Origin of the sequence: Nodosilinea sp. FACHB-131, assembly GCF_014695395.1 — a bacterium.
GTDB lineage: Bacteria > Cyanobacteriota > Cyanobacteriia > Phormidesmidales > Phormidesmidaceae > Nodosilinea.
This window is the reverse complement of the sequence record NZ_JACJOF010000037.1, coordinates 1-13,469: the sequence shown is the minus strand read 5'-3', so window position 1 is coordinate 13,469 and position 13,469 is coordinate 1. Positions and strand designations below refer to the sequence as shown.

Here is a 13,469-nt window from a genome sequence, read left to right as displayed (position 1 = left end):
GGCCAGCCTGTAAGAACCCAGAGACGGGCTTTTTGGGCCGGGAGCGCGGTACTCGGCTCTGCCAGTCGCATCATTCTGCCGAACTCCTCGAATACTGTCAATCTTGCCTTACCGACCTGTTTGAGCTAGCAGCCCATGGTTGCCACGATAGAGTAGGGGTTTTGGCGATCCCAGGCGGGCGGGCAGCCGACTAGGCGATCGCCGCCGAAGAAAATACGGTTTTCCACAAAGCTGCCCAAGCCCGTGCTCCAACGTGAACCCTTGGGGAAAACCTGGGGAAAAGTCGGTTGAACCTGGGGAAAACCTGGGGAAAAGCCTCTTTAGATATTTTGTTTTGTAACGATTTACCGACATGTCTCTTGACAAGAGTCTTAGTCACTGCTCTAGCCGATGATGTGGCCCTTTGGGCGATATTAATCCTTTGTATCAATTGCGCGATGGGCGGGCACCGCGCCATCGAGAGCTAAGGGAGAGGGAGCCACCGGTGGCCAGCGCACATCCCACAAAGCCCAGCTAGCCACCACCAGCAGTGACCCAATCACCAGGGTGCGCCAGGGCACGCCGCTGCCGGGGCTAGACCAGCTCAGGCGGGGGCTGCCCTCACCGGCAACAAACTGGCGCAGTTGTTCCCTTAGGGCCGCCGCCGCCAGCGGTGTGCGCACCTCTGGCAGCGTGATCTGATAATCGGCTCCCAGCAGCGTTAGCCGGTGGCAAAAGCGCACGCCGCCGTGGGGATTGTTGTCGCACAGCTCTGAGGTCATAGCCACGTCGTCGAGCAAAAAGCTCCGGCTCGGCAGCCAGGCCCAGGGGAGCGGTAGGGTGGCCCGGCAATAAACTTGGCTCGGGGCAGCGCGATCGCACACCACAGTGCTAGGGGCCGGCCGACTCACGCCCCACAGCCCTAGCAGCACCAGGCAGAGCACCGCCACCACCGGTATTTGCCGCAGTCTCAATCCCCAGTTGCCCATGGCGATTTTTCTCCGTGCCATATTCCAAGCTTGTCTGTGCCCCACGTTCATTCCATCCTGACACAAGGCCCGACCTAGGGTCAGCCGCCCACCCCTTGCGCCTGCGGCCAGATTAGGGCATGCTCAGCCATGGTCTGGGGCGGAACCCCGATCGCACTATCCTTTAGCGCACATACACCATGGGCAAACACATCGTCATCACCGGAGTAAGCCAGGGGCTGGGTCGAGCTATGGTCGATGGTTTTGTGGCGACGGGCCATCGGGTGTCAGGCTGTGCTCGCCGGGCCGAGGCGATCGCTGAGCTGACGACGCAGTACCCTACCCCCCATCAATTCACGGCGGTCGATATTCGCGATGACGCAGCGGTAGCAGCCTGGGCCAGGGGTGCGATCGCCGCCAATGGCCTGCCCGACCTGGTGATCAACAATGCGGGCCTAGTTAACCATCCGGCCCCGCTGTGGAGCGTGCCCGCTGCCGAGTTTGAGGCGGTGGTTGCGGTCAACCTCAACGGCACCGTCAACGTCATTCGCCACTTTGCGCCGCCTATGGTCGAGCAGCGATCGGGCATTTTCGTCAACTTCAGCTCTGGCTGGGGGCGATCGACCTCACCAGAATTTGCCCCCTACTGTGCGACCAAGTGGGGGGTAGAAGGGCTTACCCAGGCCTTCTCGCAGGAGCTACCTGCGGGTATGGCGGCAGTGGCCCTCAACCCCGGTATCATTCACACCGCCATGCTCGAAACCTGCTACGGCGACGATGCCGCCACGTATACCCCCATTACCACCTGGGTCAAGGCAGCGGTGCCCTATATCCTCAGCCTTCAGCCCTCGGACAACGGGCGCGCGTTGACGGTGCCGGGGTAGGGAAATAGGGGGTTAGGGAAGGAAAGAATTTGGGGATGGCGGCAGGTTTTGGTCATGCCCTGCCTCGACTCTCCCCGCCTCGCCCACCTTCCCGGCTCACTCGCTTTCACAGCGGCCAATGCCGGCCTGACGGGCCAAACCGGCTTGCCGATGGTCCTTAGGCTTCAGCGCTTCGTCTACGACTTGAAGTAATTCGTCGACAGTGTAAGGCTTGGGTAAAAAGCTTTGAATTTCGAGAGCAGCAACGGAGGTCAGTTCAGCATTTTGATACGGCAACCCACTGACAGCAATTACATTCACCTGGGGATTGAGTTTGTGCAAGATTCGGAAGGTGGTAGCCCCATCCAAAGCAGGCATCATCAAATCCATGATCACCAGGCGAATGTCGTGTTGGTGTTGAACATAGAGAGCGATCGCATCGAGACCATCACCGGCAGTTAACACGCGATAGTTGTAGGCCTCCAGGGTGGCTTTAGTTACCTCCCGAATGGGGGCTTCATCGTCGACGACCAAAATCAGCTCTTGATTGCCGATCCAGACTTCGGCAGGACTCCGCGCTGGAGGGTCAGCAACCATGACCGCTGGCAGGAAAATTTTGAACTCAGTTCCCTGATCGGGCAGGCTGGAGACGGTAATAAAACCGTGATGGCTCTTCACAATTCCTAGCACCGTTGACAGTCCCAACCCGGTACCTTTGCCAATTTCTTTGGACGTAAAGAACGGTTCAAATATGCGATCGAGCAGCTCAGGCGCAATGCCGCAGCCGCTATCGGTAACAGCAATTGCAACATAGGTTCCGGCTCTAGCGTCGAGGTTTGTGCGGGTACACCCTTCGTCTAGGGTCAGGTTTTCTGCCGAAATTTTCAGGGTTCCCCCTTGGGGCATGGCATCGCGGGCGTTAACGCATAAATTCATCAGCACTTGGTGGAGCTGGGTGGCGTTACCCACAACGGTCCACAGATCCCTAGAAATATCTACCCGCAGTTCAATAGATTTAGGAAAAGTGCCGCGAATAATCTGCTGAATTTCACGAATCAAATGCCCAGCTTGCAATATCGTATTTTTGCCTTCACCTCCCCGGGCAAAAGACAACACCTGCTTAATAATATCGCCGCCGCGTCGAGCATTTATCTCTAAAATCTGAAGCAGTTCTAGGCTGCGTTCATCCTGATGAAACGCCTCCATCTGGAGGAGTTGAGAGGTGGCTAAGACGGGGGTTAAGATATTGTTGAGATCGTGGGCAATGCCGCTGGCCAGGGTGCCGATACTCTCTAAGCGCTGGGCGCGAAAAAACTGTGCCTCTAGCTGTTTTTTGCTAGTAACATCGGTGCTCACCACCAGAATAAATTGGGGTTGGCCGTCATCGTCGCGCACCAGAGTCCACCGGCTTTCAACGATGATGGATTGCCCGGTCTTAGTGATTTGATTGAGTTCCCCGTGCCACTCGTTGTCGAGCATTAACTGCTGCTGAACCTGCTGCATTTGCCCTAGATTGTCTTCGGCATAGAGCAGCTCGGTAGCTTTTTGCCCCAGAGCCTCTGCCGCCGTCCACCCGTACAGCCGCTCAGCGCCCCGATTCCAAAACAGAATCTGGTGTTGCCCGTCGCGAACGAGAATAGCGTCGGTGGCAATATCGAGCAGCGCCGCTTGCTCGCGGATCTTTTGCTCTGCCCGCTTGCGTTCGATCGCATAGCGGATGGAGCGCACCAGCAGCTCGCCAGTGATCTGGCCTTTGACCAGGTAATCTTGGGCTCCGGCCTGCACGGCGTTGAGCGCCAGGGTTTCATCGTTTAGGCCGGTAGTGACGATAATCGGGGTTTTGCGCTCCTGCTGATGTAGCTGGGTGAAGGTGGCGAACCCCTGACTGTCGGGCAGAAACAGGTCTAGCAGCACGACGTCGAAGGCAGTCTGCTTGAGATACTGCATGCCCTGCCCTAGACTGTCGGCGTAGTCGAGCTGGATGGCCACCGAGGTCACCTCCCGCAGCAGCTCCTGTATCAGCCGTCGATCGCCAGGGTTATCCTCAATCAGCAAAACGTGGATGGGGGCTTGGGGAACCATAGGTTACTCCGACGGCAGTTCTACGGCAGACAGCCAGAAATCTTCGATGGATCTGATGCTGCGGCTAAACTGCTCCAGATCGAGGGGTTTGGTGATGTAGCAGTTGGCGTGGAGGTCATAGGCACGATTGATATCGTCTTCGGCTTGGGAGCTGGTAAAGACAATCACCGGAATGTGCCTGAGCACAGCACTGGTTTTAATCATCCTCAGCACGTCTAAGCCGCTGCGGCGGGGTAGGTTTAGATCCAGCAGCACCAGGTTGGGATGGGGCGCGTGGCGGTAGGGAGCCATGTGGTTCAAAAAAGCGATCGCCTTCTCGCCGTCATCCACTACGCTCAGGTGATTGCGAATCGAGCCTTCCTTCAGCACTTCTTGAGTCAGCCGGATGTCGCCAGGGTTATCTTCCACGAGCAAAATTTCGATGGGATGTACCACGCTTCTGGACGGCACCATCATGTCATGCCTCCCTGGGGAATGGTGAAGTAGAAGGTTGCTCCTTGGTCAAGGTCAGCCTCCACCCAGATCCTACCGCCGTGCCGCTCCACGATTTTTTTGCACACCGCCAGCCCAATGCCCGTGCCCGGATAGTGGGTGCGGTTATTGAGCCGTTGAAAGATGACAAAGATTTGGTCAGCGTACTGGGGGTCAAGGCCAATGCCATTATCCTGGACGGAAAACAGCCAGGCATCTTCCGTTTGGCTGACAGCAATCGCAATGCGAACGGGAGCCTCACTACGAAACTTAATCGCATTGCTGATCAGGTTCTGGAACAGCTGGATCAGCTGGGTGGGATCAGCCTGGAGCTGGGGTAAGTCTGAGTAGGTGACGACGGCCCCACTCTCTTCGATCGCGAGCTTGAGATTGGCGATCGCCTGCTCCACCGCAGCGGTACAGCTAGTCAGTTCAAAGGCATGCCCCCGGGTGCCAATGCGCGAATAGGTCAGCAGATCGTTGATCAGGGTGCGCATGCGCAGGGCCCCATCGACAGCAAACTGAATAAAGTCGTCGGCATCGGTGTCGAGTTGGCCTTTGTAGCGGCGCTCCAGGAGTTGCAGGTAGCTGGTGACCATGCGCAGCGGCTCTTGCAGATCGTGGGAGGCAATATAGGCAAACTGCTGGAGTTCGGCATTGGAGCGGGCGAGCTCCTGCCGCTGGAGGGTCTCCTGTTCTAGGAGCTGTGCCTGGGTCAGGGCGATCGCAATTTGGTCGGCGAGCTGCTGGAGCAACTCGGTTTCAAACCCTGTCCAATGCCGGGGGCCAGCACATTGGTGGGCAATCAATAGGCCCCACAGGTCGCCCTGGGCGAGAATAGGCACCACCAGCTTGGCCTGGACCTCGAACTGCTGCAAAAACCCAACCAGGCAAGGCGCGACCTGCTGATCGTGGGCGACATCGACTAAGCTGCGAATCCGCCCTTGACGGTACTGTTCCTTCGATGCGATGGGGAACACCTCTTGGGGAAAGACCACCCCCATAACCTGGGGCAAACCCGGCCCCACCGCCTCGGCCACCCCACTGCCGGTGCCATCGGGCCAGAGGCGATAGATCAGCACCCGGTCGGCCTGGAGAATGTTTTTAACCTCTGTGACCGCCGTTTGCAGGATTTCATCAATCTGCAAAGACTGGCGCACCTTGAGGGTGACGTCGGCGAACAGCTGCGATCGCTGATTTTGGCGCTGCAGAGCGGCTTCGGCCTCGGTGCGCTCCTGCACCTCGCGCGCGAGCTGCATGTTTTGGGCTTGCAGCTGTTGCGTTAGGCTCTGGAGGCGCAGGTGGGTTTTCACCCGGGCCAGCACCTCTTCGTACTGCAACGGTTTGGTGATAAAATCCACGGCCCCCAACGCCAAGCCCTTCACTTTGTCCGTGGTTTCCGTCAGGGCGGTCAGAAAAATCACCGGAATGACGGCGGTTGCTTCCTGCTGCTTCAGGCGTTGGCAGGTTTCAAAGCCGTCCATACCTGGCATCAGAATGTCGAGCAAAATCAGGTCTGGGTTGGCGTACTGAGCCTTCTCCAGGGCGCTTTCGCCATCCTCGGCAAACAGCACTTTGAACCCGGCATTGTTCAAAAAATCAAACAGCACATCGAGGTTGGTCGGGGTGTCATCCACTACCAGAATAGTCGCAGTCTTCTCCGTATCCTCACTCATACCGGTGGTTGATAACGTTTAATCAGGTCGATGGCCTGTCTTCCCTTATAGCTTAGGGCTAACTGCTTGAGCTGAGTGGTAAAAGGGGCCCACTGCGGCTGCTGCTGTTCGATCCGATCGGCATGGGCCACGACGCCTTTGAGATCTCCCATCAGAGCGAGGTTGAGCAAGGTGTCAAGTTCAGACCCAGAGGGAATGGCGGCGGGGGCAAGGGGGAGAAGGGAAAGTTGGGGCGAGGCAGCGGGCAGCGGGGCTGGGGGGGTAGGATCGTATAGCCATTCCAGACCCAGGTGAAGCTGGAGCTTTGCCAGCAGGGCCGGTTCATGGATGGGCTTGGGCAGAAAATCATCGCAGCAGGCTAACTGGCTCTGACGATAGTCAAATTCCATCACGCTGGCGGAAATGGCGATCGCAACCACGGTTTGCAACGCCGGGATTTGTTTTAACCGACGGGTCATTTCAAACCCATCCATCAGCGGCATCACCAGATCGACCAGTACGACATCGGGCCGGTGCTGCACCGCTAGGGCCAGCCCCTCCTGGCCGTTGGTCGCCTCTAGCAGCTGAAAGCCGAGGGGGGCCAAAAAGTCGACGATGACGGCCCGGTTATAGTCCTTGTCGTCCACTACCAAAACGGTGCGGCGATCGCCCCCATAGCCGACGATCACCTGCCTGGTGGTGGGGCTGACCGTCTCGCCCGGCTGAGATGCCGCCAGGTCAAGATCGAACCAGAACCGACTGCCTTGACCCAGTTCGCTGCTGACGCCAATATCGCTGCCCATTAGCTGCACCAGCTGGCGACTAATCGCTAGCCCCAGCCCCGTGCCGTCGGTGTGTCGCCCCGACTCTGGCGTGCGGTGAAACGGGTCAAAGATCTGCGCCAGCTGCCCAGGGGCAATGCCCACGCCCGTATCGACGACTTCAAAGCGAATCAGATTAGCGGTAGAGGTTGCGGCGGCAGGGACCGCGCCTTGGCGATCGCTCCCGGTATCGCTCCCAACGGCCCAGGCCTGGGCCGGGCCAACCTTCAGCGAGACCTGACCCGCCTCGGTAAACTTGACGGCGTTGCCCAGAAGGTTCAGCAGCACCTGCTGAAGCCGCTTTTCATCGGCGTAGACATAGTCGGGCAGGGGCGCGATCACCTCGTAAGTCAATGCAATCTGCTTCTGGCTGGCGCGAATGCGGCAGATTTCTACCAGGTTTTCGAGAAAGCGGGGTAGGTGAAAGGCCTCCGGGTGCAGCTCCATTTTGCGCGCTTCGATTTTTGACAAATCGAGCACATCGTCAATCAGCGTCAGCAGGTACTCGCCGCAGCGATGGATGATATTGATACCCTGCCGCTGCGGCTCGGTGAGGGTCTGGTGCTTTTTGAGCACCTGGCTATAGCCCAAAATGCCGTTCAGGGGCGTGCGCAGTTCATGGCTCATGTTGGCGAGAAACTCGCTTTTGGCGCGGCTGGCGACCATAGCCGCCGCTTCGGCCCGCTGCCGTTCCTGAATCTCCTGCTGCAACAGAACGTTTTTGTCCCGCAGTTCTAGGGTGCGATCGCCCACTTTGGCCTCCAGGGTGCGGTTGGCCTCCTCCAGATCAGCGTAGAGGCGGGCATTTTCAATCGAAATGGCAGCTTGGGCCGCCAGCAGCTGCAAGACCTCCAAACGATCCGGGGTAAAGGCACCGGGGGTGAGGTTGTTCTCTAAGTACAGCAGCCCCGTCAGTTTCCCCTGGTGCAGCAGGGGAGCACACAGAACGGATTTGGGTTGGTGAGCGAGGATGTAGGGATCGGTGGCAAACAGGTCTTCGGCGGTGGCATCGCTGAGCACCAGGGCGGTCTGGGTTCTGGCGACGTAGTTGATCACCGACAGCGGCAGGGGCAACGGAGCGCTACTGTCGCGATCGCTCCCAGTCCCGGCCTCACCCTGCTGCACGGCCACCCGATCACCGTCCCCCGTGCCCGAAACTTCGCTCGAGACTTGGCCCGAGACTGCGATCGCCAACTGTCCATCGGTATCCAGCAGTAAAGCCCCTTGCTCCGCCCCGGCATTTTCCAGCACGATCTGCATCAGCTTGGTGAGCAGGTCGCTCAGCACGATTTCCCCAGACAGGGCCTGGGAGGCCTTGATGACGGTGGCGAGATCAAAGCCTTTAAGCCCGCTCGTGGATACCGAGCTGCTGGTGAGCGAGGCTGTCGTCGGGCCGGGCTCTTGCCTAGAGGTCTGGGTGCCCAGGGCGGAATACTGGGCATTTAGCGCCTGGGCCTTGGCGATCGCACCCCAGCGCAGGTAGCCGTAGTAGGCCTCGGCTCGGTAGACCTGGGCCACTTTGTCGCGGCCCTGAGCCTGGTAAAACTCGGCGGCTCGCTCATTGGCGATCGCCTCTTCTTGCACATAGCCCTGCTCTCGGGCGCCGGCGATGGCGCGATCGTAGTGCTCCATCGCCAGCCAGGGCTGACCCAGCAGGCGGGCCTGCTCCGCTTCCACCAGATCCAGCTTGTGCTGAAAATTCATCGGCGCGTACTGGGCCGACCGCCGCAGAGCCGCCTGGTTCTGCTCGACTTGGCTGAGCACCGAGTCGAGGGGCAGGGCTCCAGCTATGCCCAGGGCCAGACGGGTCAGCACATCGTAGAACTGGAATACCGGCACCACTAAAAATCCCTTCACCCCATCCAGGTACTGTTCAGCTAACCCCGCATCCTCTAGGGCTTGGTCATACTGGCCAAACAGATAGCTGAGTATCAGCTTGTTGAGGTAGAAGTAGTGCAGGCCGGTGCGATCGTTACCAGCCTTGAGCAGGGGCAAGGCCGCTGCTTCCTGGTAGACGGCTCCCTGGAGGCGGCTTGGGTGCTCCGGCGAGTCAATCAAATTTTGCACCGATTGCTGCACAATCTGATTCCAGCCCAGGGCGTTGTCCTGCTTGAGCTGAGCCAGGGTGGTGCTAATCGTCGCCATTTCAGCCGCGAGTTTGGGCAGTTCCTGCCCCATCAAATAAGCATGGTGGCAGCGCTGAATCGCTGCGTAACCGCCGTATTCAAGCTGGCCGTTTTCCAGACCGCTTTGGTAGCCCTCCCACAGTAGAGGCAGGGTTTCGCGCACGTGAATTTTGCCGTGCAGCGTGCAGGCCCCGGCGATAAAGCTAACGCTGGCTTTTAGATCTACCGCGTTAAACTTTTCGACCACTTGGAGGGCGAGCTGGCCAAACCGATAGGCCGCCTCACTGTCTTGCAAAATGCCGTTGAGAATCACCCCATAGCACACGTAGCTGTAGGCGGCGAAGGGCGAATTGCCATAGCGCAGGGAGAGACCGATCTGTTCGCAGATCACTAAAGGAAACAGCATCGGTGCGGCCTGATAACAGGGCGATCCGAGACTGGTCAGCATGCGAATGGTGGCGAGTTTCTCGGCGTCGCGAATAGGAGGGAGGTTGAGCAGGTCAGCGGAGCTTTTGCCCTCCAGCTGGCCAGCGGTTTGGGTCAGCACCTGCTGAATGTCGGCCAAGGTGGGCGACGACGTCAGGCTCACCCCCAGCCGTTCCAGCGCCTGCAACCCCAAGTGCACCGCTTCTAGCTGTTTTATCCGGGCCATACAGGCCTGAATTTTGACCTCGTACACCGTCATGGTGTCTAGGGGCGATCGCCCCTGACGCAAAACAATTGCGGCCCAGGCCTCCATCTGGTCAAAATCACCGTTTAGGTAGGCTGTCTCAACGGCGGCATTGTGCAGGGCCAGGGTCAGGTCATACTGCTGCTGCCAGCTAGTTTCTGGCAACAGTTCCAGGCCCACCAACAGGTAGCGCAGGGCCGAGTCATAGGCGGCAGCGGCTTTGGCCTTTTGGCCTGCCACCCAGTTGATCTCGGCCATCTGGTAGGCTTCAGCCTCTGAGGTCAGTAAACCGACGCCGTAGTTGAGCTGATTGGCGATCGCAAAAATGTTGTCATTGCGCTCTGCCGCTGGAATATTTTGCAGCAGCAGTTGACCAATTTTGAGATGGGTTGACCGCCGTTGCGCCTCTGGAATTAACGAGTAAGCGGCCTGCTGCACCCGGTCGTGCAGAAACCGGTAGACGATCTGAGCGGTGGTTTTTTCCGCCGCTTGCTCAACCAACCCTTCATCAGGAGTTTTGTCTAAATCCAGTACCAGGGGAATTTTGTAGGCCTGGGTGAGGGGCATCACAAATTCCGCTTGTAGGGCTTCCCACAGATCGACAGCCGTTTCTGTTTGAGAGGCTTCGTTCACGATCGCCAGCATATCCAGGGAAAATTTATCCCCAATGCAGGCCGCCAGCTTTAACACCTGCTGGGTCTTAGCAGAGAGTTTCTGGATCTGATTCACCATCAGTTCCACCACGTTCTCCGTTATGTCAACGCTCTGCAACACCGCTTCATCCCAGCACCACTGGCCCTGGTCAAAATCGAACCAGAGCAGCCCGTCCTGGTGCAGCGATTTCAAAATCTGGGTGACAAAGAAGGGGTTGCCCTGGGTTTTCTTAAAGATCAGCTGGGCCAGAGATTGGGCTTGAGCTGCGTCAGTGTGGAGCGTATCGGCCACCAGCTGACTGACCTCGGGCTGCTTCAGCGGTTGCAGCACAAGATTGCGCACCGTGGCCCCAGCGGCTTGCATCTGCTCCAGGGTGTGCATTAAGGGGTGGGCTAAGCTGACCTCGTTGTCGCGGTAGGCACCCAGCAGCAGCAAATACTGGCTCTCCGGATTCGTCACCAGCAGCTCGATCAGCTTTAGGGAAGGCAGATCAGCCCACTGCAAGTCATCCAAAAAAATGACCAGGGGATGCTCCGGCTGGCTAAACACCCCAATGAACTGCTGGAAAACCCGATTAAACCGATTTTGCGCTTCCGAGACCCCCAGTTGGGGCACCGCCGGCTGAGGCCCGATGATCCGCTCAACCTCCGGAATCACCTCCACCACGATCTGGCCATTCGTGCCCAAAGCCGCCAGCAGCTTGGCTTTCCACTGGGCAATCCGGTCGTCACTTTCTGTCAGCAGCTGCCGCATCAGCTCTTGAAAAGCCTGGGTCAGCGACGCATAGGGGCTATTGCGCTTGAATTGATCAAACTTACCGGCAATAAAGTACCCCCGCTGCCGAGCAATGGGCTTATGAACTTCCTGCACCAGAGAGGTTTTGCCAATACCCGAATATCCGCTCACCAGCATCAGTTCCGCTGCTCCGGCACTGACCTGCTCAAACGCTGCCAGCAGGGTAGCTACTTCGTTGTCCCGACCGTATAGGGTTTGGGGAATAAGAAACTGGCTAAAACAGTCGAGTTGACCAATGGGGAAAGGGACGATGGTTCCCGACTCCCGCAGCTGTTGCTGACAGCGGTCCAGATCGGCCTTGAGCCCCAGCGCACTCTGGTAGCGATCCTCCGCTGTCTTCTCCAGCAGTTTCATCACCAGGTCAGCCAGGGCAGTGGGCAGGTCGGGACGGAGCTGATCGGGGGCAGCGGGGGTTTTGGCGATGTGGCAATGCACCAGCTCCAGCGGGTCAGTGGTCGGAAAGGGCATCTGCCCAGTCAGCATTTCGTAAAAGGTCACCCCCAGGGAGTAGAAATCGGCGCGATAGTCGATCGTCCGATTCATGCGCCCGGTTTGTTCTGGCGAGAGATAGGCAAGGGTTCCTTCGAGCAGTGTGGGACGGCTCGCGGTTGGGTTTTCTCGAGACAGGCGCGAGGCAATGTCGAAGTCAATCAGTTTGACCTGTCCACTGGCCGGGTGAATCAGGATGTTGCGGGGGTTGATGTCTTTGTGAACAATCTGGCTCTGGTGTAATGTCGCTAGCGCAGCGGTGAGCTGGAGGGCAATGGCAAGAAACTCGTTGCTGCTCAGCGGACGTTGCTCTAGATAGTCGCTTAGAGCAATGCCGCCAAAGTCTTCTAGCACTAGCGCCAGCCCGTTTTGGTAGGGCTCTAGCGCCAGCGCCTTGATAATCTTTGGGCTGTCCAAGCCATCCAGAATGCTAAATTCGTGTCTAAGACGCGTGATCTCTTCTAAAGAGGGATAGTCCGCTTTGAGCAGCTTAACCACCACCGGTTGCTCGCCCGGCTGGGTCACCCCAGCATAGACTCGGGTGTGCGCTCCCTCATGAATAGCCCGTTGGAGGGTATAGCCTGCAATATTCTGCAAAACTGTTGAAGAATCCTTAGCGATCGCTCAAAAATACCGCTGCCGATGAGTGCGAATGGTTATAAATTCAGCACCAAAATTTTCTACATTCTCCCCAGACAGGACGGTCATTGCTCCCGGCTCAATCCTTTAACAGAAGCGCTTGGCGATCATGGTATCACCGGAACAGAGGGAGTCACAGATAAGGAAAGCAACCTACACATTCCGCACCCCCAGCACCTGCCTGTTGCTGGTGATTGAGGAGGTGGGTCAGTGATAATGAAAGAACTGATTCTTAGCCTGACTCATGCTCTAGATGACTGGCATATCACTCAAGGACAACTATGGCCACGATTGAAGTACAGGTTCCAGAAGAAGTGCTAATTAGCCTGAAAGAAACGCCAGAGAGTATTTCTCAAGAGCTAACCAGGCTAGCAGCGGTCAAGTTGTTTGAAATGGGCAAGTTATCGTCTGGGCGGGCGGCACAATTAGCGGGTATGTCTCGGGTCGCCTTTTTAATGACCTTGGGGCGCTACCATGTCTCGCCATTTCAACTGACTGCAGAAGAACTCGAACAAGACATTCAGAATGCCTGATCGTCCTGTTGTCGTTAATACCTCGCCTCTACTGTATCTGCATCAGGTCTCTCAACTCGGTCTGCTTCCCAGGCTGTATCAGCAGGTTCAAGTGCCTACCGCTGTTATTCAAGAGCTTGAAGTGGGGCGATCGCAGGGTATTGAGGTGCCAACGTTGGGTGATCTGGCTTGGATCAGCCCTGTTGCCTTGCCCTTTCCAGAATTAATTCCCAATGAGACTGATCTAGGCAAGGGCGAAGCTGAGGTGATTGCAGTTGGTCTAACTCAAGCGAACTGTCTATTGGTTTTAGACGATCAACTAGGTCGTCAAATTGCCCAACTCTACGGCTTGTCTTGCACTGGAACCTTGGGGATTCTATTGAAGGCTAAACAGCTCGGACACATCGATGAAGTTCAACCTCTAATTCGACAGTTACAGCACTGTGGCATGTGGCTAGGTAAGCAATTGATTGAGCAAGTTCTTAAACGGGCAGGGGAACAGGTGCTTTGAGATAGCTGGGAGGCAACAAGCAGCACACTAATCCTCTTCACAACTGCCAATGCTCACCCAGCTAGTTGAGCCGTCTTCCCAGTACTCTTTCTTCCAGATAGAAGTTCAATAGCGAGCTTAATCTAAGAGGGCGTTTGAAAAGGGGTAGAGGTGTAGCGAGTTAGGCTAAGCGCCTGAGCATGATGCGAATCATGGCAATGTGGAGCATGGCCTCAGCGTTTTCGGGCAGCTGCT

8 protein-coding genes are annotated in these 13,469 nt (G+C 57.3%); 3 read left to right on the top strand and 5 right to left on the bottom strand.

All coding sequences use genetic code 11. The features are described from left to right. Nucleotides 1–413 precede the first annotated feature (413 nt). Complete coding sequence (locus H6F75_RS24125) at nt 414–989, bottom strand: hypothetical protein (protein ID WP_190755314.1); 576 nt, start codon at nt 987–989, stop codon at nt 414–416. 158 nt (nt 990–1,147) lie between these two features. Here H6F75_RS24125 and H6F75_RS24120 point away from each other — a divergent pair, with 158 nt between their 5' ends. Further along, nucleotides 1,148–1,831 (top strand): SDR family oxidoreductase, encoded by a 684-nt coding sequence (locus tag H6F75_RS24120; RefSeq protein ID WP_190755312.1) that lies wholly within the window; start codon nt 1,148–1,150, stop codon nt 1,829–1,831. Nucleotides 1,832–1,927: 96 nt separating this feature from the next. On the opposite strand, the gene H6F75_RS24115 is transcribed toward H6F75_RS24120, so the two are convergent. The 4 genes from H6F75_RS24115 to H6F75_RS24100 are packed head-to-tail and all read right to left on the bottom strand — an operon-like array spanning nt 1,928 to nt 12,170. Beyond that, nucleotides 1,928–3,892 carry a response regulator gene (locus H6F75_RS24115; protein ID WP_190755310.1) on the bottom strand — a complete coding sequence of 655 codons (1,965 nt, stop codon included), beginning with the start codon at nt 3,890–3,892 and terminating at the stop codon, nt 1,928–1,930. A gap of 3 nt (nt 3,893–3,895) precedes the next feature. After that, the gene (locus H6F75_RS24110; RefSeq protein ID WP_190755431.1) at nt 3,896–4,345 is read right to left on the bottom strand and encodes a response regulator; all 450 of its coding nucleotides are present in this window, start codon (nt 4,343–4,345) and stop codon (nt 3,896–3,898) included. Further along, nucleotides 4,345–6,039, bottom strand: a complete 1,695-nt coding sequence (locus tag H6F75_RS24105; RefSeq protein WP_190755308.1) for a response regulator — start codon at nt 6,037–6,039, stop codon at nt 4,345–4,347. Before H6F75_RS24105 ends, H6F75_RS24110 begins: the two co-directional genes overlap by 1 nt. After that, complete coding sequence (locus H6F75_RS24100) at nt 6,036–12,170, bottom strand: hybrid sensor histidine kinase/response regulator (RefSeq protein WP_190755306.1); 6,135 nt, start codon at nt 12,168–12,170, stop codon at nt 6,036–6,038. The genes H6F75_RS24105 and H6F75_RS24100 overlap by 4 nt, the downstream gene beginning before the upstream one ends. 323 nt (nt 12,171–12,493) lie before the next feature. Here H6F75_RS24100 and H6F75_RS24095 point away from each other — a divergent pair, with 323 nt between their 5' ends. Together H6F75_RS24095 and H6F75_RS24090 are read left to right on the top strand one after the other, a co-directional pair. Then, the gene (locus H6F75_RS24095; RefSeq protein WP_190755304.1) at nt 12,494–12,745 is read left to right on the top strand and encodes a UPF0175 family protein; all 252 of its coding nucleotides are present in this window, start codon (nt 12,494–12,496) and stop codon (nt 12,743–12,745) included. After that, entirely contained in the window at nt 12,738–13,235 is a 498-nt protein-coding gene (locus H6F75_RS24090; RefSeq protein ID WP_190755302.1) for a DUF3368 domain-containing protein, read from the top strand. The genes H6F75_RS24095 and H6F75_RS24090 overlap by 8 nt, the downstream gene beginning before the upstream one ends. The last annotated feature ends 234 nt before the right edge of the window (nt 13,236–13,469 follow it).